We start from the raw sequence: 26,638 nt of genomic DNA, 5'->3' as shown, positions 1-26,638 counted from the left end.
CAAAAAGTGATAGGTGGCGAGCGGGCTTGCCCCGCGTTGGGGCGTGTAGCGGCCCCAATACAAACGTCAGGTATAACTCCGCCGCCTGATTTCAGGGCCGCTACGCGCCCCAACGCGGGGCAAGCCCGCTCGCCACAACAAGCCCGCTCGCCACAGAGAGCCCATTCGTCACCACGATGCCCGCCTGGTCCAACGCTTCACGGGTGGCTTCCACCAGTTCCAGGGCGCCAGGGGTGTCGCTGTGCAGGCAGATGGAGTCGAATTCAATAAACAGGTCTTCACCTTCTACGGTACGCACCAGCCCCGTCTGACACGCCCGTAGGACGCGGGCCGCGACCGTGGCCGGATCCAGCGCACGGACGTTGCGGGTAAACACAATGGAGCCGGTCAGATCGTACTCACGGTCGGCATAGAATTCGCGCACCACCGGCTGCCCGAGTTCCTTGGCCACGCGCCAGATCACCGAGTTGGGCATGCAGTACAGCAGCAGCGTCGGCTCGATGATTTGCAGGTTCTGTACCAGCAGGCGCGCGGCTTCTTCGTCGCGGGCCAGGTGCATGTAGAGCGCGCCGTGAGGCTTGATATGTTGCAGGGTCATGCCCTGGGCGCGGGCGATTTCGCGCAGGGCGCCCAGTTGATAGAGCATGTCGTCCACCAGTTCCTGGGCCGGCGCATTGATATGCCGACGACCGAAGCCCACCAGGTCGCGAAAGCCCGGGTGTGCGCCGATGGCCACCCCCAATTGCTTGGCGCGCGCGACGGTGCGGCGCATGGTGCCAGGATCACCGGCATGGAAGCCGGTGGCGATATTGGCCGAGCTGATATAGGCCATCAGCTCCGCGTCGACGCCGTCGCCGATGGTCCAGGGCCCGAAGCCTTCGCCCATGTCTGAATTGAAATCCACTGCCTGCATCGGGGACGCTCCGCCAAAAGGTGATGCTCGAAAGTAGGCTGCGGCTTGACCCCTTGGGAAGATCTATTATCAGATGGCCTATCTTCTGAAAATCAGATAAAGCCATGTCCCTGACCTTGCGCCAAATCCGCTACTTCGTCGCCACCGCCGAAATCGGCCAGATTTCCCAGGCGGCGATTCACCTGAACATCTCCCAGTCTGCCGTGACCACGGCGATCAAGGAGCTGGAAGCCCTGCTCGGCGTGCAGCTGTTTGTGCGCTCGGCCCAGGGCATGAACCTGACCGATGCCGGGCGGCATTTTCTCAACCGCGCCTATGTGATTGTGCGCAGTGTCGACGACGCACTGAACAGCCCGTTGCCCGACTACCGCGCCAGTGGCGTGCTGCGCCTGGCGGCCAGCTACACGGTGCTGGGTTACTTCCTGCCGCACCACTTGCAGCGCATGGAACACTGGCACCCGGATGTGACCCTCGAGGTGTTCGAGCAGGAGCGCCAGGCCATCGAACAGGGCTTGCTCGATGGCCAGTTCGACATGGCCGTGGTCCTCACCGCGAACCTCACCCACCCGGCGATCGTCTCGGAGATCCTGTTCAACTCGGAACGTCGTTTATGGCTGCCCAGCCATCACCCGTTGTGCGAGCGCGGCGCCGTGAGCCTGGCGGATGTGGCACAGGAGCCGTACATCCTGCTCACCGTGGATGAGGCCGAACACAGCGCCATGCGTTACTGGGAACAGGCCGGGCAAACACCCAAGGTGCGGCTGCGCACCAGTTCGGTGGAGGCGGTGCGCAGCATGGTCGCCAATGGCAGCGGCGTGGCGATCCTGTCGGACCTGGTGCACCGGCCCTGGTCGCTGGAAGGCAAGCGCATCGAAACCCTGACCATCACCGACCCCGTCACGCCCATGAGTGTCGGCCTGGCCTGGCACCGCGAGCGCGCCTTTACCCCGGCAATGCAGGCGTTTCGCGATTACTTCCACGACGCCTTCCTGGCGCCGCAACAGCTGTCGGCGCGGCGTTAAAGCTGCGAATGCAGAATGCCCGCCAGCCAGTCCATGAACACCCGCACCCGCAGCGGTAGATGCCGTTGCCCGGCGTAGAGCAGGGACACATCCAGCGGCGGGGCCGGATAGTCCGGCAGGACCGCCACCAGTTCACCGCTCGCCAACGCTTCGCCCATGCCCAGGGCCGGCACCTGAATAATCCCGAAGCCGCCCAGGCAGGCAGACTTGTAGCCATCGGTGCTGTTGACCGTGATCCGCCCGGCCATGGGGATGCGCAGCACCTTGTTGCCCTGCACGTATTCAAACCCCGCCGAGCGTGAACCCAACGGCCGCACGTAATGCACCAGGTGGTGATCGGCCAGGTCAGCCAGTGTCCGGGGCACGCCGTAGCGTTGCAGGTAGGTGGCGCTCGCGCAGTTGATCATCGGCATGCTGCACAGCAGCCGCGCCACCACGCTCTGGTCCGGCTGCGCGCCGACGCGCAACACGCAATCGAAGCCTTCGGCGAGCAGGTCGACCTGGCGGTCGGTGGTGCTGATCTCCAGCTCGATCAGCGGGTGCGCGTCCATGAATTGCGGCAGACGCGGCAGGATCAGGTCCCGCGCCATCACGTTGGGCATGTCTACCCGAATCCGCCCGGCCAGTTGCGCTTCGTCCTGGCGAAACAGCCCTTCGAGTTCTTCCATGTGTGCGAGCAAATCCTTGCTGCGCTCATACAGCACGCGGCCGTCCTGGGTGGCCTGCACCTTGCGCGTGGTGCGCTGCAACAGGCGTGCGCCAAGCAGTTCTTCCAGTGCCTGCACATGCTCCGACACGGTGGAGCGCGGCAGGCCCAGGCTCTCGCCGGCGCCGGTGAAACTCGACAGCTCGGTGACACGCACGAAGGTGCGCAGCAGCTCCAGTTTGTTCATGGGATTGTTCGCCTTATTCGGCCAGTGATTCCGGTATAGCGTTGTTTATCACGTTACCCACGGACAAATACACTTCTTCCCACGATCACATCAGAGGACTGCACCATGACCCGTAAAATCGCATTGATCACCGGCGCCAGCCGTGGCCTGGGCAAAAACACCGCGCTGCACCTGGCGGCACAAGGCGTCGACATCATCGGCACTTACCACAGCAAGGCCGATGAAGCGCAGGCATTGGTCGCACAGATCGAACAGCTGGGCGGCCGTGCCGCGATGCTGAAACTGGACGTGAGCCAGAGCGCGACGTTCGCTGATTTCGTCGGCGAGGTTGCTGGCGTGCTCAAGGATGTTTTCGCACAGGACCGCTTCGATTTTCTGATCAACAACGCCGGTATCGGCATTCACGCCAGCTTCGCCGAGACCACCGAAGCGCAGTTCGATCAGTTGGTGGCGATCCAATTCAAGGGTCCGTTTTTCCTGACCCAGCAGCTGTTGCCATTGATCCGTGACGGTGGGCGCATCCTCAATATTTCCAGTGGCCTGGCGCGCTTCAGCCTGCCCGGCTACGCCGCCTACGCCGCCATGAAAGGCGCGATGGAAGTGCTGACCCGCTACCAGGCCAAAGAGCTGGGCGGCCGTGGCATCAGCGTTAACATCCTGGCCCCCGGCGCGATTGAAACCGACTTCGGCGGTGGTGCCGTGCGCGACAACGCCAACCTCAACGCCATGGTCGCCAGCAACACCGCCTTGGGCCGCGCCGGGTTACCGGACGATATTGGCGGCGCGATTGCCAGCCTGCTCGCCGACGGTAGTGCCTGGATCACCGGCCAGCGTATCGAGGCGTCGGGCGGTATGTTTCTGTAGGAGCTTGTCGCGCAGCACGTCATAACCCCAGTGATACACATAGGTGTACGGCAGGAAAAACAGCAGTACACCTATGTCGAGGATAAACGCCTGCACCAGGCTGATGTTCAGCCAGGCGGCAATCAGCGGCACACACACCAGGATCAAACCACCTTCAAACATCAGGGCATGCAGCACGCGGGTCCAGCCGTTGTTGGCCAGTTGCAGGCGCGCCTTGAGGCGGTCGAACAGGCCGTTGAAAATCACGTTCCAGGTCAGCGCCAACAGGCTGATCGCCAGGGTGACCATGCCCATCTCCAGGGCAGGCTTGTCCATGATCCACGCCAGCAACGGGGTGCAGATCAACAACGCCAGGGCTTCGAAACCAATGGCTTGGCAAACGCGTTCAGTAATCGACTTGGTAGGGTTCATGACCCGGCTCCGTGAGTGACGATGGTTGCCATCATTACCCTTTGACTCGATACTTCATAACCAATAACCATCGACCAAGGCGATAGTCATGGCCTCTAACGAAGTGCTGCAGGCGTTTGTGCAGGCGGCCACCCAAGGCTCGTTTTCGGCGGCGGCGCGCAAGCTCGGCAAGAGCCAGTCCACCGTCAGCGCAGCCGTGGCGAGCCTGGAGATTGACCTGGATGTGGTGCTGTTTGATCGCAGCAGCCGCAAGCCGACGCTGACGCCGGCGGGCCATGTGTTGCTGCAACGGGCCGAGCAGGTGCTGGAGGCCAGCAGCCGCCTGGAATTGGCGGCGAGCCAGTTGGCCCAGGGGTTGGAGCCGAAGCTGAGCATCGCCATGTCCGATACCTATCAGTCCGACCGTTTCGAGGTCGCCCTCAGCGCGTTTGAACAGCGCTACCCGGACCTTGAACTGGAATGCCTGATCGCCGAATGCGAAGACCTGATCGCCCTGGTCCAAAGCGGCCGAGCGCAGATCGCGTTTATTGAACACCAGGACGAGTACCCGCCAGACCTGACCCGCGCGCCCGTGGACGAGCGCACCGAAATTGCCCTGTTCGTGTCACCCAGACATCCGCTGGCGGGCGTGGATACCCTCAGCGCCCATGCCCTGCAACAGCACCGCGAGTTGCGACTGGCAAGCATCATTAACCCGAATGAAACCCGCGCCAACGGCCGTGTCTGGTCGGCCCCCAGTTACCTGATGCTGTTGGAGATGGCCCAGTTGGGTTTCGGCTGGGCACCGATTCCGCGCTGGTTGGTGGAGCGCTTCGGTGGCGGGCAACTGGTCGAACTCAAGGCACGCGGTTGGCCGCGCTCGGTGGCGGTGGATGCACTGTGGTCACGGCATCATCCGCCAGGGCCGGCGGGGAGTTGGTTGCTGGGGAAGATGTTGGAGTGATTTTTTTCAATCTTCATTGCTTGGGGAGATTGAGTTCGGCCAGGCGGTGTTCAAGGAAATGCTTTTCCGGGATCTGCTGGGTCAGCGACAGGGCTTTTTCGTAGGCTGTCCGGGCCTCTTCCACCCGCCCCAACTGCCGGCAAAACTCGCCCCGCGCCGAATGTGCCAAGTGGTAATCCAGCAACTCCCCGCGCGCCAGAATGCCTTCCACCAACTGCAACCCCGCCAGCGGCCCTTCGCGCATGGCCACCGCCACGGCGCGGTTCAACTCGATCACCGGCGACGGTACCGCCCTGAGCAACACATCGTAGAGCCCGATAATCTGCGGCCAATCCGTTTCCCCGGCGCTGGGTGCCTCGGCATGTACCGCCGCGATCGCGGCTTGCAGGCAATACGGGCCAAAGCCCCGCTGGGTCAGTGCCTGTTCCACCAGCGCGCAACCTTCAGCCACCAAGCACACATCCCACCGCGTACGGTCCTGTTCATCCAACAACACCAATTCACCGCTGGCAGAGGTGCGCGCCGCGCGGCGGGATTCGTGCAGCAGCATCAGCGCCAGCAGGCCCATCACTTCCGGTTCCGGCAGCAATTCCAGGAGCAGGCGGCCGAGGCGAATGGCTTCACGGGTCAGTTCCTCGCGCGTGAGGTCCGCCCCCATAGACGCCGAATAGCCTTCGTTGAAGACCAGGTAAATCACGCGCAGCACGCTGTCGAGGCGCTCGGGCAACTCGGCCAGTGACGGCACTTGATAAGGGATTTTGGCCTCGCGAATCTTGCCCTTGGCCCGCACGATGCGCTGGGCGATGGTGGTCGGGGTGACCAGAAAGGCGCGGGCGATTTCCTCGGTAGTGAGGTCGCAGATCTCACGCAAGGTCAGCGCCGCCTGGGCGTCGGCCGCCAACGCTGGGTGGCAGCAGGTGAAGATCAGGCGCAGGCGGTCGTCTTCCACGTCCTCAACGCTCCAGTCGGCGGCTTCCAGTGTGTCGGCCTGCGCCTGCAATAAGGGCGCAAAACGGGCTTGGCGGCGCAGGCGGTCGATGGCCTTGAAGCGCCCGGTCGACACCAGCCAGGCCCGTGGGTTGTCCGGCACGCCCTCTTGCGGCCAGCGCTCGACCGCGACGAAAAACGCCTCGTGCAAGGCTTCTTCGGCGAGGTCGAAATCCCCCAGCAGGCGGATCAGGGTGGCGAGGACGCGCCGAGACTCACTGCGGTAGATCGCCTCGATGGGAGGCGTCAATCGCGCATGCCCTGGGTCACCAGCGTCACCAGGCGGTCCAGGCTCTGGCCCCAGCCGTCGTGAAAACCCATGGCTTCGTGGGCCTGTTTGTCTTCGGCGCTCCAGTGCATGGCGCGGGCGGTGTAGAGGGTCTTGTTGCCCTCGACTTCTTGCAGGGTCACTTCGGCGGTCATGAATGGTTTGCCCGAGGGGATCCAGCCCGGCGTATAGGCGTCGGTAAACACCAGGCGTCGAGGGGCGACGATTTCCAGGAATACGCCCTGGGTCGGGTACTCACTGCCATCCGGCGCACGCATCAGGGTGCGAAACAGACCACCGACCCACAGGTTCATTTCGCACTCGGGGGTGGTCATGCCGTGGGGCCCCCACCATTGCTGCAATAAGGCGGGCTCGGTCCAGGCGCGAAACACCCGGCTGCGCGGCGCATCGATCACGCGGCTGATGGACAGTTCAAATTCGGCAGGTTGCGTAGGCATGGCTAAACCTCCTCAAGTCTTATGGTTGTTGTGTTCAGAGATTCAATTCGCGCACGGGGCGCACTTCCACACTGCCGACCCGGGCGGCCGGAATACCACCGGCCACCTGGATCGCGTCGTTCAAATCCTTGGCTTCGATCAGGTAGAAGCCGGCGAGCTGTTCCTTGGTTTCGGCAAACGGCCCGTCGGTGATCGACAGCTTGCCATTGCGCATGCGCACCGTGGTGGCGGTGGTGACCGACTCCAGCGGCTCGGCGGCGAGCATACGGCCGCTTTTTTGGATGGACTGCGCGTAGGCAAGGCATTCCGGGTCTGCGGGGCTGTCCGGCGAGGTGTGCAGCACCTGCTCGTTGCTGTAGATCAGGCAGAGGTATTTCATGTGCGTCTCCGTTTTCGGACTATTGACTATAGTTCGCGGCGCTCAAGGTTTCAGGTCGAACAATGCCGTGCCGCTTGCCATGTCGAACGGCGCCGACCAATGCTCATGCACCACCTTCCAGTCGCCGTTAAAACGTCGATAACCGGCCGTCACCCGCATCCAGCAGGCCTTCACTTCACCGTCCGGCCCGGCGCCGCCGCAGTGGGCCAGCCAGTGGGCGAATGCGCTGTCCTGGGACTCGACGATACGCAGTTCGTGGAACTCGAAAATACCTGGGCCAGGGCAGTGCTCCATGCAGGCTTCCCAGTGCGCACGGTAGGCGGCCTTGCCTTTGAATTGCAGGGCAGTGACGGCGTCGAACGAGACGATATCGTCGGCGTAATAGCTGACAATATTGTCGATATTCCGGGAAAGCACGGCGTGCTTCCATTCTTCGATCAGGGTGTTGATTGCGGTACTCATGGCGATACTCCTTCGGCTTGGAAAATCACGGAAGACACCCTTAGTCGAACGGCCTGCGGGCAAATCGACAGCCCGGTGAAAAATAATGTCGTCCAACACAAAACCGCTAGACTGCGCCCTTCTTTGCAGCTGTTCGGACACGCCGATGCAAACCCGCCTTGTCGCCTACGAGACGCTGAATGCTGTGCAACAACAGCACGTCAGCACCATCGAAGTTCATCCTGAGCAGTTGCCGTTTTCCGGCGACATGTATTGCGCCCTCAATTCACTGCTGGCCAAGCCCAGCCCCGGCGTCAAAGGCTTTGCCCTGCTGGCCGACGACATTCCGGTGGCCTTCCTCCTGCTTAAACGCCCGCCCTGCCTGCCCCACTGGGCCGATAAGCACAGCGCGACGCTGCACGCCTTGCAGGTGGATCGACGACAGCAAGGGCGTGGGTTCGGCAAGGCGTGCTTGCAGGCGCTGCCGGCTGCGGCATTGCAGGCGTGGCCGCAGATCAAGGCGCTGGAGTTGTCGGTGGACACGGACAATGTGGCAGCGATGGGGCTGTATCTGGGCGCCGGATGGGTGGACAGCGGGGAGGCATATAAGGGGCGGGTTGGGTATGAGCGTAGGTTGAGGTGGATGTATGCGTCTTAACCATGGCTCTGCTGAGGGGCTGCGCAGCGGTAGGTTTGAGGGCTGCTGCGCAGCCCAACGCGGGACAAGCCCGCTCGCCACAAAGGAAAGGGTTCAGCCAGTGCTTACTTGGGTTCTACAGGCAACCAGATCTCCACCGTCCCCGTCCCCTTGCGCCCATCAAAATCCGCGCTGTAGCGCTCGAAATCCGCCCCCGCCACCTTGTAGCCCGAGTGCGGCAACCACTCGAACATGATGCGCTCGTAGGTCTGATCCAGTGCCTGCACCGGGCCGTAGTGCGGGAACACGGCGTAGTGGTGCGCAGCCAGTTCGACGCACTCGAAGTTGCTCGGCACATCGCCTTTGGACGGTACTTCCACCCCGGCCATGTAATCGAATTCGCCGTGGCTGGGGTTATGGCAAACACCGTAGGTCACGCCGCCGATGCGTTGCTTGATGGCTTTGATGCTGTCGTCGAACACGCCCCATAGCTTGGGGATATCGCCCGCAGTGGCCTTTGAATAACGCCCTTGCACTCCAGCGATCACCAGAGCCTTGCCCTCTTCCATGCGTGGCTCTAACGGTTGTTTTGTCTGCTGATCCATACGAACAGTCTCCTTCTTAATGAGGGAACAAACCCGTATCGAGTATAGGGGCATATCACCGCTGTACTCCATGCAGAAAATTTTCCTACGTATCTGGACAACTGGCCATCATCGACCGTATTGTCTGCTCCGCAGGCCACCGCAGTGGCCGACGTCGCTCGGACGGTTCCGGGCGCTTACGTACTCTCGAGGCAACAATGGCCGACCAAGGTTCGCCGCGCCGCTTTGCGCGCATAGATCGACTCCCCCCTTACGTTTTCAATATCACTGCCGAGCTGAAGATGGCTGCGCGTCGGCGCGGCGAAGACATCATCGACTTGAGCATGGGTAACCCTGACGGCGCCACGCCTCCACACATCGTGGAAAAAATGGTCACCGTCGCCCAACGTGAAGACACCCACGGCTACTCCACCTCCAAAGGCATTCCGCGCCTGCGCCGGGCGATTTCGCGTTGGTACAAGGACCGCTATGAGGTGGACATCGACCCTGAGACCGAAGCCATCGTCACCATCGGTTCCAAGGAAGGCCTGGCGCACTTGATGCTGGCCACCCTGGACCAGGGCGACACGGTGCTGGTGCCCAACCCGAGCTACCCGATTCATATCTACGGTGCCGTGATTGCCGGCGCCCAGGTCCGTTCGGTGCCGCTGATTCCTGGCGTGGACTTCTTCGCCGAGCTGGAACGGGCGATCCGTGGGTCGATCCCGAAGCCGAAGATGATGATCCTCGGCTTCCCGTCCAACCCGACTGCGCAGTGCGTGGAGCTGGACTTCTTCGAACGGGTGATCGCCCTGGCCAAGCAGTACGACGTGCTGGTGGTGCATGACCTGGCCTACGCCGACATCGTCTACGACGGCTGGAAAGCCCCATCGATCATGCAAGTGCCCGGCGCCAAGGACATTGCGGTGGAGTTCTTCACCTTGTCCAAGAGCTACAACATGGCCGGTTGGCGCATCGGTTTCATGGTGGGCAACCCGGAGCTGGTCAACGCCCTGGCGCGGATCAAGAGCTACCACGACTATGGCACCTTCACCCCACTGCAGGTGGCGGCCATCGCGGCATTGGAAGGCGACCAGCAGTGCGTAAAAGACATCGCCGAGCAGTACCGCCAGCGCCGCAATGTGCTGGTCAAGGGCCTGCATGAGCTGGGCTGGATGGTGGAGAATCCCAAGGCGTCGATGTATGTCTGGGCGAAGATCCCCGAGGCGTATGCCGCCATGGGCTCGCTGGAATTTGCCAAGAAACTGCTGCTGGAGGCGAAGGTGTGTGTGTCGCCGGGGATTGGTTTTGGTGAGTATGGCGACGATCATGTGCGCTTTGCGCTGATCGAGAACCAGGACCGGATTCGCCAGGCGGTGCGCGGGATTCGCGGGATGTTCCGGGCGGATGGATTGGTCACTAAAGCCTGACCCGATCCACCTGAACAAATGTGGTCAAAATGTGGGAGAGGCTTGCCCCCTCCCACAGTTGCATTGGGTTTTCACCCTTGCTGCCGGTGTGTCGGTTAGACCACCAACGACAGCAGCATGATAAAGATCAACGCCACAATGGACAGGATGGTCTCCATCGCTGTCCAGGTCTTGAAGGTTTCGGCCACGGTCATGTTGAAGTACTGCTTCACCAGCCAGAACCCCGCATCGTTGACGTGCGACAGGATCAACGAACCCGCCCCCGTCGCCAACACCAGCAGCTCACGGTTAACCCCCGGAATCATCCCCACCACCGGCACTACGATGCCCGCACCGGTAATGGTCGCCACGGTGGCCGAACCGGTCGCCACACGAATCACCGCCGCCACCAGCCACGCCAGCAGGATCGGGTTGATCTGTGCGTTCACCGCCATATGGCCGATCACGTCACCCACGCCGCTGGTCACCAGCATCTGCTTGAAGCCACCACCGGCACCGATGATCAGGATGATCGCAGCGGTCGGCGCAAGGCTGGCGTCGAGCAGCTTGAGGATCTGCTTGGAATGAATGCTCTGGCGGCTGCCAAAGGTGTACAGCGACAGCAGCAACGCCAGCAGCAAGGCGGTGATCGGGTGACCGATCATGTCCATCCAGTTGCGCACCACGTTGCCTTCGGCAAAGGCGATGTCGGCGAAGGTTTTGAGCAGCATCAGGAACACCGGCAACAGCACGGTGACCAGGGTGATACTGAAGCTCGGCAGGTTTTTGTTCTCAGGCTCGCGGGCCAGTTGGTCGACCAGTTCCTGGGACGGGTTGCCCGGGATGTACTTGGCGATAAACGTACCGAAGATCGGGCCAGCGATGATGGCGGTCGGCAGCGCGACGATCAGGCCATACAGGATGGTCTTGCCGATGTCGGCGCCAAACACGCCGATGGCCAGCAGCGGGCCCGGGTGCGGCGGCACCAGGCCGTGGACTGCCGACAGGCCGGCGAGCAACGGGATGCCGATCTTGATCAGCGACACGCCGGTGCGGCGCGCCACGATAAACACCAGCGGGATCAGCAGCACAAAGCCGATCTCGAAGAACAGCGGAATGCCCACCAGGAACGCGGCGAACATCATCGCCCACTGGACCTTTTCCTTGCCGAAGGCACGGATCAGGGTCTGGGCGATCTGATCGGCGCCACCGGATTCGGCCATCATCTTGCCGAGCATCGTGCCCAGCGCGAGGATGATGCCGACAAAGCCGAGCACCCCGCCGAAACCGTCCTGGAACGCCTTGATGATCTTGTCCACTGGCATGCCCGAGGTCAGGCCAAGGAAGCCTGCCGCGATGATCAGCGCAATGAACGGGTGAACCTTGAACCGGGTGATCAATACAATCAGCCCGATGATGGTGACCACTGCATCTAGCAGCAGGTACGACTCGTGGGACATGCCAAACATGGGGGGTCTCTCCTGTTTGTTGTTGTTATTAAAGCGGGTGTTGAATTTCCTGCCGGGGATAGCGCTATCTTTTCCGGCAAAAAATTAATGAGTAGGTTCAAAGCCGTGCTTGAGCCACCAGGCGTTGGTTTGCCTGGCCAGTTCCTCGACGCTGTCTTCGCTGGCGTTGAGGGCCAGGGTCAATGGCTCGCCCTTGGGCGATTCGAGGGTGGCGAACTGGCTGTCGATGAGGCTTGCCGGCATGAAATGGTCGGGGCGATGGGACACGCGGTCGGCAGCGACTTCACGGGTCAGTTCCAGAAACACAAAGCCCAGGCCCGGCGCGGCTTCACGCAGGTGGTCACGGTATTTCTTTTTCAGTGCGGAACAGGTGAGTACCGGGTGTTCACCGGCTTTGAGCGAACGGCGCAGTTCATCGCACAGGATGTCGAGCCAGCCGGCGCGGTCGTCGTCGTTGAGGGGGTGACCGGCGCTCATCTTTTCGATGTTCGCGGCAGGGTGAAAGCTGTCGCCTTCAATGGCGGTGGCGCCGTTCAGCTGGCACAGGGCCTCGCTGACACTGGTCTTGCCACAGCCGGCGACGCCCATGATGACCAGGGCGGTAACAGGTTGACTCATGGAACACCTCAGGACGCAGATAGCGCTACCTTTGCACACCGTAAGGCGAGTGCAAAAACAGGCTTTTCCCGCGCCGTCTTGTCTTTTTTTATGGAGTGACGCGTGCATCCGCTCCAATCATTTGAACCGGATCAGGCAACCCAAAGTTCAATAATTTGCAGCCATTTGGAGACAGCGCTACCTTAGTGCCTCGATTTTTGTTTGGCAAGCCGCCTGATGACCTCCAAGAACGATAAAAATACACGCACCACCGGTCGCCCTACCCTCAATGAAGTCGCACGCCTGGCTGGCGTCAGCCCGATTACTGCCTCCCGTGCCCTGCGCGGCATCAGCACGGTGGCCATCGAGCTGGTAGAAAAAGTCCAGCACGCCGCCGCCGAACTCAACTATGTGGTCAACCCTGCCGCTCGCGCCCTGGCTTCGGCCCAGAGCCATTCAGTAGTGGTGTTGGTGCCGTCGTTGTCCAACCTGCTGTTTATCGAAACCCTCGAAGCCATTCACCAGGTCCTGCGGCCCAAGGGCTTTGAAGTGCTGATCGGCAACTCCCACTATTCGCGTGACGAAGAAGAAAACCTGCTGCGCAACTACATGGCCTACCAGCCTCGCGGACTGTTGTTGACCGGCTTCGATCGCACCGAGAGCGCCCGACGGATGGTCGAGGCCAGTAATGTGCCGTGTGTGTACATGATGGACCTCGACCCCAATGCCGGCGTGAACTGCGTGGGCTTCTCGCAGTTGGCGGCGGGTGAGACAGCCGCCGCGCATTTGATCTCCCGGGGGCGCAAGCGCCTGGCGTATATCGGCGCGCAGTTGGACCAACGCACCTTGCTGCGCGGTGAAGGTTTCCGCCGGGCGCTGCAACAGGCCGGCCTGTACGACCCGGCGCTGGAACTGCTGACGCCACGCCCTTCCTCCGTGGGCCTGGGCGGCGAGCTGTTTTTGCAACTGTTGGCCGCCCATCCGGATGTGGATGCGATCTTCTTCGGCAACGACGACCTGGCCCAGGGCGCGCTGCTGGAAGCCATGCGCCACGGTATCAAGGTGCCAGAGCGCGTCGCAGTGCTGGGCTTCAACGACTTGCCGGCCTCGTCGTTCATGGTGCCGCGCCTGAGCAGCATCAGCACGCCCAGGGAAGCGATTGGCCGGCGAGCGGCAGAGCATTTGTTGACGATCATGGCGGGCAACAAAATCGCCAAGCCGGTGGTGGATATGGGGTTTGAGTTGCAGGTGCGGGAAAGCACGTAGTCCCTCCCACATTTTTAACCGTGCCCGCTTGGCCCCTGCTAGATTGGCTGTTCTCCACCGCAAGGAAAGCACCATGGCACACTCACTGAAAATCTTGGGCCGCACGTCCTCCATCAACGTGCGAAAAGTGCTCTGGACCTGCCAGGAACTGGGCATCGACTATGTTCGCGAAGACTGGGGCATCGGCTTCAAGCCCACCCAGTCCGCCGAATTCCTCGCCCTGAACCCCAACGCGCAAATACCGGTGCTGATCGACGACCACGGCGTGCTGTGGGAATCCAACACCATCTGCCGCTACCTCGTGAACCTCTATCAACGCCACGACCTGCTACCCGTCGAGCCCGCACCACGGGCCCGCGTCGAACAGTGGATCGACTGGCAAGCCGTCGAACTCAACCGCGCCTGGGGCGATGCCTTTACCGCCCTGGTACGCAATAACCCGGACGGCCTGGACGCAGCGCAGATTGCCGCCGCCGTGCAGCGTTGGAACGACAAGATGGGCATCCTTGAGCAACAGCTGACCAAGACCGGCGCCTTTGTTGCCGGCGATGAATTCACCCTCGCCGACATCCTCATCGGCCTCTCGGTGCACCGCTGGCAGATGACGCCCATGGAGCGCCCGCCCTACCCCGCCATTGCCGCCTACTACCAGCGCCTCGGCCAGCACCAGGGTTTCCAGCTCTTCGCCCTCGACGGGCATAACTAAGGACATGCACGTGAAAGGACTCAACGTACTGCTCACCGGCGCTTGCGGCAGAATCGGCAAGACGTTTTTCGAAGCCTCGAAAGACCGCTACCGTTTCACCCTCACCGACCGCATCGCGCCAGATTTCGACCTGGGCGAACACCGCTTCGTACACGCTGACCTCAGCGACAAAGCCAGCCTCGCCAGCCTGCTCGAAGGTATCGACGTGATCGTGCACCTGTCGGGGATCCCCCACGCCAGCGCGTCGTTCGAAGAACTGCTGCCAAACAATATCCTCGCCACCACCTACCTGTTCGAAGCCGCCGTGGCTGCGGGCGTGCAACGCCTGGTGTTCGCCAGCAGCGCGCAAACTATCGAAGGCTATCCGGTAGACCGGCAGATCACCTCGGGCATGCAGGTGATGCCGGCCAACCTGTACGGCGTGAGCAAATGCTACGGCGAAGCGTTGTGCGCCTTCTACGCGGCAAAAACCCCGCTGTCGACGATTGCCCTGCGCATCGGCGCGTTCGAATTCGTTGAAACCCACGATCTGAACAACGCCCGCGACCTCAGTGCCTGGCTCAGCCCGCGGGATGCCGTGCACCTGCTGCAACGCTCGGTGGAGGCCGTCGGTGTGAAGCACCTGATCGCCCACGGCATTTCCAATAACCGCTTCAAGCGCCTGGACCTGAGCGAAACCACGCGGGTGTTGGGTTACCATCCGCTGGACGATGCTTTTCAGACCTTCGATATCCCCATCACTGACTGAGTTTTTCCCGCCATGCCAGCACTTCCCGCTACAGACGGCATCGACCCGATCCGCGCCGCCCATATCAGCGCGCGTATCGACCGCCTGCCCGCCGTCGCCACGGTCTGGCGCCTGGTGGCGCTGCTGTCGATCGGCGGCTTTTTCGAGCTGTATGACTTGTTCCAGACCGCCTACATCAGCCCCGGTCTGATCAGCGACGGCATCTTCCATACCGGCAGCGAAGGCGTGTTTGGCTTCTCGGATCAGGCGGCATTCGCCTCGGCGACCTTCCTCGGCCTGTTCCTCGGCGCCAGCCTGCTCAGCCCTATCGCCGACCGCTTCGGGCGGCGGGCGATCTTCACCTTTGCCTTGATCTGGTACACCGTGGCGACGGTGTTGATGGGCATTCAAACGTCCGCCCCGGGGATTATCTGCATGCGCTTCCTGGTGGGCATTGGCCTGGGGATCGAGCTGGTGACGATTGACGCATACCTCTCGGAACTGGTGCCCAAGCGCATGCGCAGCTCGGCGTTTGCCTTTGCGTTTTTTATCCAGTTTCTGTCGGTGCCAGCGGTGGCGTTGATGTCGTGGTGGCTGGTGCCCCAGGCGCCGTTCGGGGTTTCGGGCTGGCGCTGGGTGGTACTGAGCAGTGCGGTGTTTGCGTTGTTTATCTGGCAACTGCGCAAGCGCCTGCCGGAATCACCGCGCTGGCTGGCGCAGAAAGGCCGCTTCGAAGAAGCCGGTACGATCATGGACAGCCTGGAGGCGCGTTGCCAGAAAGATCACGGCAAGCCGCTGGATGAACCCGAACCCGAAGCGGTCAGTGTGCAAGGCAGCGGCCGGTTTGCCGACATCTGGCAACCGCCGTACCGCCGCCGAGCGTTGATGCTGATTGTGTTCCATGTATTTCAGGCCATCGGCTTTTTTGGGTTCGGCAACTGGTTGCCGGCGCTGCTCTCGGGCCAGGGTGTCAGCGTGACCCACAGCTTGCTGTACGCCTTTATCATCACCCTCGCCTACCCGCTGGGGCCGCTGCTGTTCGTGAAGGTGGCCAACCGCTTTGAAAACAAATGGCAGATCGTCGGCTCGGCCATGGGCGCGGTGATCTTCGGTAGCCTGTTCGCGTTGCAGACCACGGCGGTGGGGCTGGTGATCTGCGGGGTGATGATCACTTTCTGCAACGCCTGGCTGAGCTTCAGTTACCACTCGTACCAGAGCGAGCTGTTCCCGACCAATATCCGCGCGCGGGCGGTGGGGTTCTGCTATTCGTTCAGCCGCTTGTCGACGGTCTTCAGCAGCCTGTTGATCGGTTTTATCCTCGAACACCTGGGCACGCCGGGCGTGTTGGCGTTTATTGCCAGCAGCATGTTGATCGTGATGATCACCATCAGTTGGTTCGGCCCGCGCACGCGCAACCTGGCCTTGGAAAATATCGCCCATTGACGGCAACGGTTGGCCGCCGGCGCGACAATGTTTGCCGCGGCGGCCGCACCAACCCCAGTAAAACCGGGGTTATCGGACCCGGCATGTTATTTGCTCAAGCTATGGCACCGAACATTTTCCCAGGTGACCGATCATGCTGGTTAACAACAACACTCAAGCGGTGTCGACCGTTCAACAGATCAAGCGACCCGACATGGACCCTGCCAACGCCGCCGCCAGCGCGTTGTACAGCGGCGCACTGCAAGCCGCGCAGCAAAGCGTGACCGTGCCGGCCGCGCAGAAGGAATTGGACAAGGCTACCGACCGTATCGATGAAGCCTTCGCCAAGACCCGTGTGCAGTTGCAGGCCAGCACTGCGGCCACCCCCGCGACGACAGATATGCCCGCTACCGGCTCCACCACCAGCTCCGCGCGTGCAGACTTCACCGATTACATGAGCAAGACCCCAGCCGAACGCATCCGTGAGCAATTGCTCAAGGAACAGGGTTTGACCGAGGCAGATGTGCAAAACATGTCCCAGGAAAAGCAGGACGCCATTTCCAAGCAAGTGGCTGAGCGCTTGAAGCAGCAGCAAGAACAGCAGGTAGCGGCGAAGACCACTGACCCGCAGGCGCTGACCGTGAAAGAAACCCTGGCGGCGATCTAAGCCGCACGATCGTTTCCACGCTGTGCGTGGAAACGATCATCTGTTTACTGCAGCTGCAACGTCGAATTGAACTGCCCGATTGCATCCACAACATGCCGTGACCCTTCCTGAATCTCCAGGATCACCTGTCCCGCCTCGTTCGCCAATTCCACCCCCTGCCCCGTGCGACTCAAGCTCGACTGCATGCTCGACACCGCACTCAGCGACAGGTCGTGGTTCTTGCGCACCACTTCCACAATTTCCACCGTCGCCTCGCTGGTACGCGCGGCGAGGCTGCGCACCTCATCGGCCACCACCGCAAAGCCACGCCCATGCTCGCCCGCTCGCGCGGCTTCAATAGCCGCGTTAAGCGCCAGCATATTGGTTTGCTCGGCAATGCTGCGGATGGTCTGGACAATGGTGCCGATGATCTCTGACTGCTTGTTCACGGCATCGATGCTCTGCGCCGCCTGATTCAGGTTATGGGAAATTTCTTCGATGATCTGCACGGTTTGCTGCACCACCTCCGAGCCCTTGCGCGCGCAGGCGTCATTTTGTACCGAGGTGGCATGGGCCGAATCGGCGGCGGTCCGCAGGGTGGTGACCTGGTCGGTGATGTCGCTGGCGAATTTCACCACTTTATACAGGCGCCCATTGGCATCGAAAATCGGGTTGTAGGACGCTTCCAAAAACAGGGTTTTACCGTATTTGTTTTTGCGCTCGAAGCGGTGCGAGTGATATTCGCCGCGATTGAGGGAGGCCCAGAACGCCTTGTACGTCGGCGATTCCACTTCGCTGCGATGGCAAAACAGGCTGTGGTGCTGGCCGACGACTTCATCCAGGGAGTACTGCACCGTCTTCAGGAAGTTGTCGTTGGCGTTGAGGATCTGGCCTTGAGGGGTGAACTCGATCACCGCCATGGAGCGGCTGATGGCGTCGATCAGGCTCTGGTTTTCATGTTCATGGTGAATCCGGGCGGAAATATCCGAGGCCACTTTGATCACGCTCTGCACGTGGTTATCGCTGTCCAGCACCGGCATGTAGCTGGCTTCGAGCCACACTTCCTGGCCGTGCTTGTTCAAGCGCATGAAGGTGCCACTGAGTGCTTCGCCCCGCGCCAGGTCGCGCCATAATTTGGCGTACGCGTCGGTGTGGGTGTAGGCCTCGTCACAAAAGATCCGGTGATGCTGACCGCGAATTTCCTCGATGCTGTAGCCCATGGCTTTGCAGAAATTGTCGTTGGCATCGAGTATCACCCCATCGCGATCAAATTCGATCATGGCCATGGACCGGCTGATGGCGGCAAGTTTGGCGTTGGACTCGGTGAGTGCGCAGGAGAAGCGCTGAATTTCAAGCAGGTCGGATTTGTGATGGAGGTTGAACATGATCAGATCACCCTTGATTACCGGCGCCTGGAAGGCGCATTCCATTCTTCAGTTGGCTACTGCTGGAAAACCTGCTCGGGGAGAAAACCATCCGAATCGCTTGCTAGGCCAAGCGTCCTCAATGGTTCTGGATGAGCATAGACAGGCCTTGCCGCTATGCAAGGCCACTGGCCAGCCAACTTGACCAGGCGAAAAAATGGGAGCGGGCTCACTCACGACCGTGCTGTGTCAGCCTAGGAACAAATCGACTGATTCAGCGCTATCGCGAGCAAGCCCGCTCCCACTAGTTGAACGATGTTGCGACCTGAAAACCTTAGTGACCGAACAAGCCGCTCTCGGATTTCTTGGTTTTCTTGTCTGCGCGTTTTTCATCGGCAGTCTTCGCCGGTTTTTTCTTCGCGGCTTTCTTTGAATCCATACCTTTGGCCATGATGCATGCTCCACTTACAGGGGATGTAACACTGGGTATAACACCTATTGCCGCACAGAAGGCGCTTATAATTCCCGGCCCTTGACTCTGTTGCCCAAACACCATGCCCGAACTGCACATCGAACCGCTGGCAGAGCCGCTGTGGCCGCTGCTGAACAAGTTTTACCGCAGCCACAACTCACCGATGAAAGCGCTCAAGGGCGGGCGTTTATGGGTGGCACGGGACGGCGAAATTGTCGCCGGGCTATGCCTCACACCCGTGGTGGGTGGGCAGTGGTTGACCGGGGTGTTTGTCGACCCGGCGTATCGCGGCCAAGGGTTGGCGGCACGGCTGATCGGCGCGGCGGCGGCCGAGGTGGAAGGTACCCTGTGGCTGTTGTGTCATCCGGACCTGGAGGGTTTGTATCAGCGCATGGGTTTCAGCCAGGACACGCTATTGCCGCAATCCCTCAGTGAGCGACTGGTGCGCTACAAGCGCAACAAACCGATGATCGCGATGGGCTTAGATCGTTTAGTGAGGTCGTCCTTGGATAATGTGTGATCGCCCGGTGTGGGCCCCATGCTAGCCTCGGCGACACAGTGGCCCATTTTTCGGATGATCATGAAAGCGACCCTTGCAGCTCTGTCCTTTACCGCCCTCCTCGTTCCCACGCTCAGTCAGGCCACCGACGCACCGATCAGTGCCCAGCAATACGCCAGCGTGTTGGCTGGCAGCTGGCGCGACCCGGCCAACAGCGCGCGCGACGGCTATCGCCACCCGCAGCAGACCTTGGAATTCTTTGGCCTGGGTGCCAGGCAGACCGTGATCGAAATCACCCCTGGCGGCGGTTGGTACAGCGAACTGCTGGCGCCGTTGCTCAAGGATCACGGGCATTACATCGCCGCGGTGCAGGCAGCGAGCAGCAGTGCCTACGCGCGCACGTCCGAAGATAACCTGAAGAAAAAATTCGCCGCCGACCCGACGCGGTATGCCGAGGCTGAAGTGCTCGAGTTCGACCCCAAGGCGCCGGTATTCGGTAAACCCGCTTCAGCGGATGCGGTGCTGACCTTTCGCAATGTGCATAACTGGGTTGCGGCCGATACCGCCAACGCTACCTTCAGCGCGTTCTATACCGTGCTGAAACCGGGTGGCGTGCTGGGCGTGGAAGATCACCGGGCCAAGGACGGGGCCGATCTGCAAGCGATCAAGGACAGCGGTTACCTGACCACCGCCCAGGTGGTGAAACTGGCGACCGATGCCGGGTTCAAGCTGGCCGGGCAGAGTGAGGTCAACGCCAACCCGAAGGACACCAAGGATTATCCCGCCGGCGTGTGGACGCTGCCGCCGACGTTGAAACTGGGTGAGCAGGATAAGGCCAAGTATGTGGCGATTGGCGAGTCGGACCGGATGACGTTGCGGTTCGTCAAACCGGCCAAATAACCTGGCCTCAAGTGCAAATCAAATATGGGAGGGGTCAAGCCCCCTCCCACATGTTGATCTCCGCGTGTCTGCGATTACTCGTCAGCAGCAGGATCCATGTCGGGAAACATCACTTCAATAAACCCGAACTTGCTGAAATCGGTAATCCGCGATGGGTATAGCCGGCCGATCAGGTGATCGCACTCATGCTGCACCACCCGCGCATGGAAGCCATCGGCGAAACGTACGATCGGCTCGCCCTTGGGATCAAACCCTTCGTAGCGAATCTGCTGGTAGCGGTCCACCGCGCCACGTAGGCCAGGCACGGACAGGCAACCTTCAAAGCCCTCTTCCAGCACCGGGCTCAGCGGGGTGATCAACGGGTTGATGAGGATGGTCTGCGGCACCGGCGGCGCATCCGGGTAGCGTTCGCTGGCTTCGAAACCAAAGATCACCAATTGCAGGTCGACGCCAATCTGCGGCGCGGCCAGGCCGACGCCGCCCACGTGTTCCATGGTCTGGAACATGTCATCGATCAATTGCCACAGCTCGGGGCTGTCGAACATTTCCGGCGGCACCGGCGGGGCGATACGCAGCAGGCGTTCATCGCCCATTTTCAGGATTTCACGGATCATCGATCAGGCTTCGTCGGTAGTGGGTTTGGAATGGTCGCGGCCTAGGCCTGAGACATGTTGTTTTTCCTGCGCGGGCTCGTCGAAATCCTTCGCGCCCGGTGCCTTTCCTTCGGCCGACATATGCTCGATCACGGCATTCATTTCCGCACCCAGCAATAGCACGGCAGCGGAAATATAGAAGTACAGGAGCAGCACGATGATCGCACCGATGCTGCCATACATGGCGTTGTAGTCGGCGAAGGTTTTGACGTAGTAGCCAAAACCGAGGGAGGCGACAATCCACACCACCACGGCAAGCACGGAGCCTGGGGTGATAAAGCGAAATTTCTGCTCAACGTCGGGCATCACGTAGTACATGAGGGCCACGGCGAACATCAGCAGGATCACGATCAGCGGCCAGCGCACGATGGTCCACAGGGTGACCACGAACTCCTGCATGCCAATCTGCCCCGCCAGCCATTCCATCACCTGCGGGCCGAGTACCATCAGCGCGGCGGCAGCCAGCAACATGCCAGCGATGCCGACGGTATAGAAAATCGACAGCGGGAAACGCTTCCAGATCGGCCGGCCTTCGACCACGTCGTACGCGGCGTTCATGGCGCTCATCATCAGGCGCACGCCAGCGGAGGCGGTCCACAGGGCAATCACGATACCCACCGAGAGCAAGCCGCCCTTGGATTGCTGCAACTGGTCGATTACCGGGTTGACCTGCTCCAGCGCCTGGGGCGGCAACACCAGTTCCGACTGCAGGCGCAACCAGGTGAAAAAGTCCGGCAGGTGCAGGAAACCGATCAGGGCAATCAGGAACAGCAGGAAAGGAAACAGCGAGAACAGCATCTGGTAGGCCAATGCCGACGCGTAGGTGGGCATCTCGTCATCGACGAACTCCTTGACGGTGCGCACCAGCACCTTGTGCAGCTTGAGACCATCGAGAACCGGAAAAATCATAGCGTCTCCTTTCGCCGCAAAGAGGTTGGGTTCATGGGCGACTCAGGGGCCGTTTTCTACATCAAAGTAGCCCATTTGGCGACTTTCAAACAATTTCAAAACTTTAGTTGCAGCAAAGCACATAAAAACGGCCATCCGTGGATGGCCGCAGGGCTGCGTGGTTACCGTCAGCCAGATCGGGACTATTTGGTCGCTTTCTTGACCGCGTCCTTGGTGTCGCCAACCGCTTTCTGCACTTCACCTTTCTTTTCTTGAATCACGCCTTCAGCGCGCAGTTTGTCGTTGCCAGTCACTTTGCCAACGCCCTGCTTGATGTTGCCAACGGCTTCATTCGCCAAGCCTTTTGCCTTATCCGATGTGCTACTCATGGTATCTCTCCTGGGAACAATCAAGGATTTTGGTCACTACGTAGAGATTGACCCGGGGCCGTTCAGCAGAGTTTCAATTATTTTTCGGTGAGCATTTCATCGCCAGCCGCAGGTTTGGCTTTATGTTTTGCAGCCAACCCACGAGAATGCCCGGCAGATTCAGGCTCTAACGCTGAATAACAGATCCCGTAGGAAGGTTATGAAACTCAATAAAGCACAGGCCATCGCCCGCAGAAACCAGGAACTGGGAGGTGCCGTACTCGGCGTCAACAATTGCCACTTCACCGACCTGGACCGCAAACGCAACATCTGGTGGTTCGACCTGCCGGTGGGGCGTATTGCCGTGGGCCAGTACGAGTGGATTCACTTATTGATGCACAACGCCGAGACCGACCAGTTGCTGCACCTGAAGGTGCCGACCGTGTTCCTGCGTGAAAAACTCGAAGGCCTGGTGGTGCGCAATGCGGGCAAGCGCAAGCCGGAGATCACCCTGGAGCTGAGTGCGGATAAGGATTCGTTCTTGAAGGACGTGCGCCCGGCGGGTGCGGGTGTGAGCTTCGCGCAGTTCGCACTGTAAGCACCGCCCCTCCCACATTGGATTGCATTCCAATCCAGTCATTAAAAAACCCGCATCGGCGGGTTTTTTATGGGTTCACTTTTTCAGGCCCAGCTTCTTCAACTCTTCATCGCGCAATTCGCGGCGCAGGATCTTGCCCACGTTGGTGGTCGGCAGCGCATCGCGGAACTCCACGGCCTTGGGCACTTTGTAACCGGTGACATTGGCGCGCATATGCTCCATCACCTGCTCCTTCGTCAGGGTGGCACCCGGCTTGACCACGATAAAGAGCTTGATGTGTTCCCCGGACTTTTCATCCGGCACACCGATGGCCGCGCACTGCAGTACGCCCGGCAAGCCTGCCAGCACGTCTTCAAGCTCGTTGGGGTACACGTTGAAACCGGAGACCAGGATCATGTCCTTCTTGCGGTCGACAATGCGCATGTAGCCATCCGGCTGGATGATCGCGATGTCGCCGGTCTTCAGCCAGCCTTCGCTGTCGAGCATCTCGGCGGTGGCGTCTTCACGCTGCCAGTAGCCCTTCATCACCTGCGGGCCCTTGACGCACAACTCGCCGACTTCACCCAGGGCCAACTCGACGCCGTCATCGGTGATGACCTTGCACAGGGTCGACGGCACCGGAATGCCGATGGTACCGATCTGGATATGCTGGATCGGGTTCACCGTGGCCACCGGACTGGTTTCGGTCATACCGTAGCCTTCGCAGATGCCACAACCGGTCACGGCCTTCCAACGCTCGGCCGCCGCCAGTTGCAGGGCCATGCCGCCCGACAGGGTGACTTTAAGCGCGGAGAAATCCAGCTTGCGGAAGGCTTCGTTGTTGCACAGCGCGACGAACAGGGTGTTCAGGCCGACAAAGCCGCTGAACTTCCACTTCGACAACTCCTTGACCATCGCCGGCAGGTCGCGCGGGTTGCTGATCAGGATGTTGTGGTTGCCGATGAGCATCATCGCCATGCAATGAAAGGTGAACGCGTAGATGTGGTACAGCGGCAGCGGCGTGATCAGGATCTCGCAACCTTCATTGAGGTTGGAACCCATCAGCGCCTTGCACTGCAGCATGTTGGCCACCAGGTTGCGGTGGGTCAGCATCGCGCCCTTGGCCACGCCGGTGGTGCCGCCGGTGTATTGCAGCACGGCCACGTCGCTGCTGGCCGGGCTGACTTCATTGACCGCCTGACCGTGGCCCTTGGCAAGGACGTCGTTGAACTTGATCGCCTTGGGCAAGTGATAGGCCGGGACCATCTTCTTCACGTACTTGATGACGCTGTTGATCAGCAGACGCTTGAGCGGCGGCAACAGGTCGGCGACTTCGGTGACGATCACATGCTTGACGGCGGTCTTGGGCACGACCTTTTCCGCCAGGTGGGCCATGTTGGCCAGGCAGACCAACGCCTTGGCGCCGGAGTCATTGAATTGGTGTTCCATTTCCCGCGCGGTGTACAGCGGGTTGGTGTTGACCACGATCAGGCCGGCACGGATGGCGCCGAACACGGCGACCGGGTATTGCAGGACATTGGGCAGTTGCACGGCGATTCGATCGCCAGGCTTGAGGTCGGTATGCTGTTGCAGGTACGCGGCGAAGGCACCGGACAACTCGTACAATTCACCGTAGGTGATTGTCTTGCCCAGGTTGCTGAAAGCCGGTTTGTTGGCGAAGCGCTGGCAGGACTGCTTCAATACCGCCTGAATATTCGGATACTCGTCTGGATTGATTTCTGCAGCAATCCCGGCGGGGTACTTATCCTTCCAAAAGTCTTCGTGCATGGAAGCCCACTCCTCAGCGACGCGAATTCATCATCGCATTTGATGCGATTATTATTGGTGTATGTTTTTTTTAGGTGAATCTGGCGCTTTCAAGCAGGCCGAGACGTCACAAAGCGCGCCGAGAGTAGCAGCTTTGCCAAGGGCCGACTAGAGCCTAAAGGGGCCCCCACAGTCATAATCACGACTGTCCTACAATATTTAGTCACACTTTAAACGAAAGTGAAATTCCTTGATGAAAGGCTCTGGAATAGGCCTTCAGGACGATACACGACAAATGTGGGAGGGGGCTTGCCCCCGATGCGGTGGACCAGTCGATACGTCCGGTGACTGTTCCACTGCATCGGGGGCAAGCCCCCTCCCACATTTTGATTGCATTTCAATTCATGGTCAGGCGATGTCGCGTAGCTCCCTGCGCAGGATCTTCCCTACCGGCGTCATCGGCAACGAGTCACGCAACACAATGTGCTTGGGTACCTTGTACCCGGTGAAGTTGGTCTTGCAGTACACCTTCAACTCTTCAAGGCTTACCCCTTCGGCACGCGCTACCACAAACAGCTTCACCGCCTCCCCGGTGCGCTCATCCGGCACGCCGATCACCGCGCAATTGGCCACCGCCGGGTGGGCCATGACGACATCTTCGATTTCGTTGGGGTACACATTGAAGCCCGAAACGATGATCAGGTCTTTCTTGCGATCGACGATGCGCACAAAGCCGTCGTCGTCTATCACTGCAATGTCACCGGTCTTGAGCCAGCCTTCGGCATCCAGGGCCTCGGCGCTGGCGGCCGGTTGCTGCCAGTAGCCCTTCATCACCTGCGGGCCCTTGATGCACAACTCGCCGCGCTCGCCCAAGGGCAGCTCGGCGCCTTCGTCGTCAATCACCTTCATCGCGGTAGCGGGCACCGGGATGCCCACGGTACCCAGGCGTGACTTGTTGCCGTAGGGGTTGGTGCTGGCGACCGGCGAGGTTTCTGTCAGGCCATAGCCCTCACCAATCGCGCAGCCGGTGATTTGCTCCCAGCGCTCGGCCGTGGCCTTGATCAGTGCCGTGCCGCCGGAGTTGGTGAGCTTGAGATGGGAAAAATCCAGGCTCTTGAAATCCGGGTGATCCATCAACGCCACAAACAACGTGTTAAGCCCCAGCAGCCCGGTAAAACGCCACTTTTTCAGCTCTTTGATAAACCCACCGATGTCCCGTGGGTTGGTGATCAGCACGTTGTGATTACCCGAGACCATCATGCACATGCAGTTCGCGGTGAAGGCATAGATATGGTACAGCGGCAGCGGCGCGATCATCACCTCCTGCCCTTCTTTGATCAGCGGGTGGCCGTCGTCGCCGGTCTGGGACATGCAGGCGCGCACCTGCTGCATGTTCGCCACCAGGTTGCCATGGGTCAGCATCGCGCCCTTGGCCAGGCCGGTGGTGCCGCCGGTGTATTGCAGCACCGCGATGTCGTCCAAGCTCACCGGGTGGCGCGTCACGCCGAGGCCTGCGCCCATGCGCAAGGTGCGCTTGAACGACACCGCACGCGGCAGGTGGTAGGCCGGGACCATCTTTTTCACCTTGTCGACCACGGTATTGACCAGCCAGCCTTTGGCAGCGGGCAGGAAGTCGCCCATCTTGGCTTCGATCAGGTAGTCGATCTCGGTGTCGGTGCATACCTCCTGCACCCGCGAACCAAACAGGTTGAGGTAGACCAAGGCCCGTACGCCGGCGTCCTTGAACTGGTGACGCATTTCGCGCGGGGTGTACAGCGGGTTGGTGTTGACCACAATCAGCCCGGCACGCAGTGCGCCGAACACGGCAATCGGGTAATGCAGCACGTTGGGCATCTGCACGGCGATGCGCTCGCCGGGCTTGAGGTCGGTGTGCTGTTGCAGGTAGCCGGCGAACGCCGCACTGTGGCGCTCAAGCTCAGCGTAGGTCAGGGTGACCCCCATGTTGCTGAATGCCGGACGGTCGGCAAAGGCCTTGCAGGAACGCTCGAAGACTTCGATCACCGATTTATAGGCCGAAAGGTCGATGTCATTGGGAACGCCCGCCGCGCGTTTGTCATTCCAGAAATCAGGTTGCATTATTCTTGTCC

At 60.6% G+C, this 26,638-nt stretch carries 28 protein-coding genes and 2 pseudogenes; 13 read left to right on the top strand and 17 right to left on the bottom strand.

Going from position 1 to position 26,638, the window contains the following annotated elements:
- Positions 1-100 precede the first annotated feature (100 nt).
- Positions 101-913 carry a 5-oxoprolinase subunit PxpA gene (locus tag AD670_RS28455; protein ID WP_053139998.1) on the bottom strand — a complete coding sequence of 271 codons (813 nt, stop codon included), beginning with the start codon at positions 911-913 and terminating at the stop codon, positions 101-103.
- 104 nt (positions 914-1,017) lie between these two features.
- On the opposite strand from AD670_RS28455, the gene AD670_RS28450 reads away from it, so the two are divergent.
- Entirely contained in the window at positions 1,018-1,935 is a 918-nt protein-coding gene (locus AD670_RS28450) for a LysR family transcriptional regulator (protein WP_053139996.1), read from the top strand.
- Here AD670_RS28450 and AD670_RS28445 read toward each other — a convergent pair.
- Positions 1,932-2,828: a LysR family transcriptional regulator gene (locus AD670_RS28445; RefSeq protein WP_053139995.1), complete on the bottom strand. Its 897-nt coding sequence runs from the start codon at positions 2,826-2,828 to the stop codon at positions 1,932-1,934. The genes AD670_RS28450 and AD670_RS28445 overlap by 4 nt on opposite strands.
- Positions 2,829-2,933: 105 nt before the next feature.
- On the opposite strand from AD670_RS28445, the gene AD670_RS28440 reads away from it, so the two are divergent.
- Complete coding sequence (locus tag AD670_RS28440; protein WP_053139993.1) at positions 2,934-3,692, top strand: SDR family NAD(P)-dependent oxidoreductase; 759 nt, start codon at positions 2,934-2,936, stop codon at positions 3,690-3,692.
- Here AD670_RS28440 and AD670_RS28435 read toward each other — a convergent pair.
- A complete protein-coding gene (locus tag AD670_RS28435; RefSeq protein WP_053139991.1) occupies positions 3,591-4,103 on the bottom strand; it encodes a multidrug/biocide efflux PACE transporter in 513 nt (170 codons plus the stop codon). The genes AD670_RS28440 and AD670_RS28435 overlap by 102 nt on opposite strands.
- Before the next feature lie 88 nt (positions 4,104-4,191).
- Between AD670_RS28435 and AD670_RS28430 the strand changes: the two genes are divergently transcribed.
- Complete coding sequence (locus AD670_RS28430; protein ID WP_053139989.1) at positions 4,192-5,046, top strand: LysR family transcriptional regulator; 855 nt, start codon at positions 4,192-4,194, stop codon at positions 5,044-5,046.
- A gap of 13 nt (positions 5,047-5,059) precedes the next feature.
- On the opposite strand, the gene AD670_RS28425 is transcribed toward AD670_RS28430, so the two are convergent.
- The 4 genes from AD670_RS28425 to AD670_RS28410 are packed head-to-tail and all read right to left on the bottom strand — an operon-like array spanning position 5,060 to position 7,600.
- Positions 5,060-6,283, bottom strand: a complete 1,224-nt coding sequence (locus AD670_RS28425) for an RNA polymerase sigma factor (RefSeq protein WP_053139987.1) — start codon at positions 6,281-6,283, stop codon at positions 5,060-5,062.
- Entirely contained in the window at positions 6,280-6,759 is a 480-nt protein-coding gene (locus tag AD670_RS28420) for an SRPBCC family protein (protein ID WP_053139985.1), read from the bottom strand. The genes AD670_RS28425 and AD670_RS28420 overlap by 4 nt, the downstream gene beginning before the upstream one ends.
- A gap of 34 nt (positions 6,760-6,793) precedes the next feature.
- Positions 6,794-7,138: a YciI family protein gene (locus AD670_RS28415; protein WP_053139983.1), complete on the bottom strand. Its 345-nt coding sequence runs from the start codon at positions 7,136-7,138 to the stop codon at positions 6,794-6,796.
- Positions 7,139-7,180: 42 nt separating this feature from the next.
- Complete coding sequence (locus tag AD670_RS28410) at positions 7,181-7,600, bottom strand: nuclear transport factor 2 family protein (protein WP_053139981.1); 420 nt, start codon at positions 7,598-7,600, stop codon at positions 7,181-7,183.
- Between the two features lie 145 nt (positions 7,601-7,745).
- Between AD670_RS28410 and AD670_RS28405 the strand changes: the two genes are divergently transcribed.
- Entirely contained in the window at positions 7,746-8,237 is a 492-nt protein-coding gene (locus tag AD670_RS28405; RefSeq protein ID WP_053139979.1) for a GNAT family N-acetyltransferase, read from the top strand.
- A 104-nt stretch (positions 8,238-8,341) separates the two neighbouring features.
- Here the strand turns inward: AD670_RS28405 and AD670_RS28400 are convergent, their stop codons facing one another.
- A complete protein-coding gene (locus AD670_RS28400; RefSeq protein ID WP_053139977.1) occupies positions 8,342-8,821 on the bottom strand; it encodes a GyrI-like domain-containing protein in 480 nt (159 codons plus the stop codon).
- 197 nt (positions 8,822-9,018) lie between these two features.
- Between AD670_RS28400 and alaC the strand changes: the two genes are divergently transcribed.
- Complete coding sequence (alaC, locus tag AD670_RS28395; RefSeq protein WP_053139975.1) at positions 9,019-10,230, top strand: alanine transaminase; 1,212 nt, start codon at positions 9,019-9,021, stop codon at positions 10,228-10,230.
- A 95-nt stretch (positions 10,231-10,325) separates the two neighbouring features.
- Here the strand turns inward: alaC and AD670_RS28390 are convergent, their stop codons facing one another.
- Both AD670_RS28390 and AD670_RS28385 read right to left on the bottom strand, forming a co-directional pair.
- Positions 10,326-11,678, bottom strand: coding sequence for a GntP family permease (locus AD670_RS28390; protein WP_053139973.1), 1,353 nt, complete (start codon positions 11,676-11,678; stop codon positions 10,326-10,328).
- A gap of 84 nt (positions 11,679-11,762) precedes the next feature.
- Positions 11,763-12,296 carry a gluconokinase gene (locus AD670_RS28385; protein WP_053139971.1) on the bottom strand — a complete coding sequence of 178 codons (534 nt, stop codon included), beginning with the start codon at positions 12,294-12,296 and terminating at the stop codon, positions 11,763-11,765.
- 213 nt (positions 12,297-12,509) lie between these two features.
- Between AD670_RS28385 and AD670_RS28380 the strand changes: the two genes are divergently transcribed.
- The 5 genes from AD670_RS28380 to AD670_RS28360 all read left to right on the top strand — a co-directional run bounded on the left by AD670_RS28380 (position 12,510) and on the right by AD670_RS28360 (position 17,063).
- Entirely contained in the window at positions 12,510-13,541 is a 1,032-nt protein-coding gene (locus AD670_RS28380; protein WP_167655187.1) for a LacI family DNA-binding transcriptional regulator, read from the top strand.
- 73 nt (positions 13,542-13,614) lie between these two features.
- The gene (locus AD670_RS28375; protein ID WP_053139968.1) at positions 13,615-14,247 is read left to right on the top strand and encodes a glutathione S-transferase family protein; all 633 of its coding nucleotides are present in this window, start codon (positions 13,615-13,617) and stop codon (positions 14,245-14,247) included.
- 10 nt (positions 14,248-14,257) lie between these two features.
- Positions 14,258-14,995, top strand: a complete 738-nt coding sequence (locus tag AD670_RS28370) for an NAD(P)-dependent oxidoreductase (RefSeq protein ID WP_053140201.1) — start codon at positions 14,258-14,260, stop codon at positions 14,993-14,995.
- Between the two features lie 12 nt (positions 14,996-15,007).
- A complete protein-coding gene (locus tag AD670_RS28365; protein ID WP_053139966.1) occupies positions 15,008-16,417 on the top strand; it encodes an MFS transporter in 1,410 nt (469 codons plus the stop codon).
- Positions 16,418-16,550: 133 nt separating this feature from the next.
- Positions 16,551-17,063, top strand: a complete 513-nt coding sequence (locus AD670_RS28360; protein WP_053139964.1) for a hypothetical protein — start codon at positions 16,551-16,553, stop codon at positions 17,061-17,063.
- A 44-nt stretch (positions 17,064-17,107) separates the two neighbouring features.
- On the opposite strand, the pseudogene AD670_RS32395 reads toward AD670_RS28360, so the two are convergent.
- Positions 17,108-17,509: pseudogene (locus AD670_RS32395) on the bottom strand (methyl-accepting chemotaxis protein); the annotation flags it as partial.
- A gap of 141 nt (positions 17,510-17,650) precedes the next feature.
- Positions 17,651-18,427: pseudogene (locus AD670_RS32390) on the bottom strand (PAS domain-containing protein); the annotation flags it as partial.
- A gap of 533 nt (positions 18,428-18,960) precedes the next feature.
- Here AD670_RS32390 and AD670_RS28350 point away from each other — a divergent pair.
- Both AD670_RS28350 and AD670_RS28345 read left to right on the top strand, forming a co-directional pair.
- Positions 18,961-19,398 carry a GNAT family N-acetyltransferase gene (locus tag AD670_RS28350; RefSeq protein WP_053139962.1) on the top strand — a complete coding sequence of 146 codons (438 nt, stop codon included), beginning with the start codon at positions 18,961-18,963 and terminating at the stop codon, positions 19,396-19,398.
- Positions 19,399-19,458: 60 nt separating this feature from the next.
- On the top strand, positions 19,459-20,277 hold the full coding sequence (locus tag AD670_RS28345) for a class I SAM-dependent methyltransferase (protein ID WP_053140195.1): 819 nt from the start codon (positions 19,459-19,461) through the stop codon (positions 20,275-20,277).
- 74 nt (positions 20,278-20,351) lie between these two features.
- Here AD670_RS28345 and def read toward each other — a convergent pair whose 3' ends face one another.
- From def to AD670_RS28330, 3 genes are all read right to left on the bottom strand, one after another.
- Positions 20,352-20,891, bottom strand: coding sequence for a peptide deformylase (def, locus tag AD670_RS28340; protein WP_053139960.1), 540 nt, complete (start codon positions 20,889-20,891; stop codon positions 20,352-20,354).
- Positions 20,892-20,894: 3 nt separating this feature from the next.
- Complete coding sequence (locus AD670_RS28335; RefSeq protein WP_053139957.1) at positions 20,895-21,839, bottom strand: YihY/virulence factor BrkB family protein; 945 nt, start codon at positions 21,837-21,839, stop codon at positions 20,895-20,897.
- Positions 21,840-22,021: 182 nt separating this feature from the next.
- On the bottom strand, positions 22,022-22,207 hold the full coding sequence (locus tag AD670_RS28330) for a CsbD family protein (protein WP_034115689.1): 186 nt from the start codon (positions 22,205-22,207) through the stop codon (positions 22,022-22,024).
- Between the two features lie 199 nt (positions 22,208-22,406).
- On the opposite strand from AD670_RS28330, the gene AD670_RS28325 reads away from it, so the two are divergent.
- Complete coding sequence (locus AD670_RS28325) at positions 22,407-22,784, top strand: hypothetical protein (RefSeq protein WP_053139955.1); 378 nt, start codon at positions 22,407-22,409, stop codon at positions 22,782-22,784.
- A gap of 75 nt (positions 22,785-22,859) precedes the next feature.
- Here AD670_RS28325 and fadD1 read toward each other — a convergent pair whose 3' ends face one another.
- Together fadD1 and fadD2 are read right to left on the bottom strand one after the other, a co-directional pair.
- Positions 22,860-24,551, bottom strand: coding sequence for a long-chain-fatty-acid--CoA ligase FadD1 (fadD1, locus tag AD670_RS28320; RefSeq protein ID WP_053139953.1), 1,692 nt, complete (start codon positions 24,549-24,551; stop codon positions 22,860-22,862).
- A 387-nt stretch (positions 24,552-24,938) separates the two neighbouring features.
- Complete coding sequence (fadD2, locus tag AD670_RS28315; RefSeq protein WP_053139951.1) at positions 24,939-26,627, bottom strand: long-chain-fatty-acid--CoA ligase FadD2; 1,689 nt, start codon at positions 26,625-26,627, stop codon at positions 24,939-24,941.
- Positions 26,628-26,638: the final 11 nt, after the last annotated feature.

It is taken from the genome of Pseudomonas sp. MIACH (assembly GCF_001269925.1).
GTDB lineage: Bacteria > Pseudomonadota > Gammaproteobacteria > Pseudomonadales > Pseudomonadaceae > Aquipseudomonas.
The sequence above is the reverse complement of the archived record's forward strand: the minus strand, read 5'-3'. Positions and strand labels throughout refer to the sequence as shown.

Coding starts and splice junctions, on each gene's coding strand:
- AD670_RS28455 (WP_053139998.1), bottom strand. CDS start 913: ATGCAGGCAGTGGATTTCAATTCAGACATGGGCGAAGGCTTCGGGCCC.
- AD670_RS28450 (WP_053139996.1), top strand. CDS start 1,018: ATGTCCCTGACCTTGCGCCAAATCCGCTACTTCGTCGCCACCGCCGAA.
- AD670_RS28445 (WP_053139995.1), bottom strand. CDS start 2,828: ATGAACAAACTGGAGCTGCTGCGCACCTTCGTGCGTGTCACCGAGCTG.
- AD670_RS28440 (WP_053139993.1), top strand. CDS start 2,934: ATGACCCGTAAAATCGCATTGATCACCGGCGCCAGCCGTGGCCTGGGC.
- AD670_RS28435 (WP_053139991.1), bottom strand. CDS start 4,103: ATGAACCCTACCAAGTCGATTACTGAACGCGTTTGCCAAGCCATTGGT.
- AD670_RS28430 (WP_053139989.1), top strand. CDS start 4,192: ATGGCCTCTAACGAAGTGCTGCAGGCGTTTGTGCAGGCGGCCACCCAA.
- AD670_RS28420 (WP_053139985.1), bottom strand. CDS start 6,759: ATGCCTACGCAACCTGCCGAATTTGAACTGTCCATCAGCCGCGTGATC.
- AD670_RS28415 (WP_053139983.1), bottom strand. CDS start 7,138: ATGAAATACCTCTGCCTGATCTACAGCAACGAGCAGGTGCTGCACACC.
- AD670_RS28410 (WP_053139981.1), bottom strand. CDS start 7,600: ATGAGTACCGCAATCAACACCCTGATCGAAGAATGGAAGCACGCCGTG.
- AD670_RS28405 (WP_053139979.1), top strand. CDS start 7,746: ATGCAAACCCGCCTTGTCGCCTACGAGACGCTGAATGCTGTGCAACAA.
- AD670_RS28400 (WP_053139977.1), bottom strand. CDS start 8,821: ATGGATCAGCAGACAAAACAACCGTTAGAGCCACGCATGGAAGAGGGC.
- alaC (WP_053139975.1), top strand. CDS start 9,019: ATGGCCGACCAAGGTTCGCCGCGCCGCTTTGCGCGCATAGATCGACTC.
- AD670_RS28390 (WP_053139973.1), bottom strand. CDS start 11,678: ATGTTTGGCATGTCCCACGAGTCGTACCTGCTGCTAGATGCAGTGGTC.
- AD670_RS28385 (WP_053139971.1), bottom strand. CDS start 12,296: ATGAGTCAACCTGTTACCGCCCTGGTCATCATGGGCGTCGCCGGCTGT.
- AD670_RS28375 (WP_053139968.1), top strand. CDS start 13,615: ATGGCACACTCACTGAAAATCTTGGGCCGCACGTCCTCCATCAACGTG.
- AD670_RS28365 (WP_053139966.1), top strand. CDS start 15,008: ATGCCAGCACTTCCCGCTACAGACGGCATCGACCCGATCCGCGCCGCC.
- AD670_RS28360 (WP_053139964.1), top strand. CDS start 16,551: ATGCTGGTTAACAACAACACTCAAGCGGTGTCGACCGTTCAACAGATC.
- AD670_RS28350 (WP_053139962.1), top strand. CDS start 18,961: ATGCCCGAACTGCACATCGAACCGCTGGCAGAGCCGCTGTGGCCGCTG.
- AD670_RS28345 (WP_053140195.1), top strand. CDS start 19,459: ATGAAAGCGACCCTTGCAGCTCTGTCCTTTACCGCCCTCCTCGTTCCC.
- def (WP_053139960.1), bottom strand. CDS start 20,891: ATGATCCGTGAAATCCTGAAAATGGGCGATGAACGCCTGCTGCGTATC.
- AD670_RS28335 (WP_053139957.1), bottom strand. CDS start 21,839: ATGATTTTTCCGGTTCTCGATGGTCTCAAGCTGCACAAGGTGCTGGTG.
- AD670_RS28330 (WP_034115689.1), bottom strand. CDS start 22,207: ATGAGTAGCACATCGGATAAGGCAAAAGGCTTGGCGAATGAAGCCGTT.
- AD670_RS28325 (WP_053139955.1), top strand. CDS start 22,407: ATGAAACTCAATAAAGCACAGGCCATCGCCCGCAGAAACCAGGAACTG.
- fadD1 (WP_053139953.1), bottom strand. CDS start 24,551: ATGCACGAAGACTTTTGGAAGGATAAGTACCCCGCCGGGATTGCTGCA.
- fadD2 (WP_053139951.1), bottom strand. CDS start 26,627: ATGCAACCTGATTTCTGGAATGACAAACGCGCGGCGGGCGTTCCCAAT.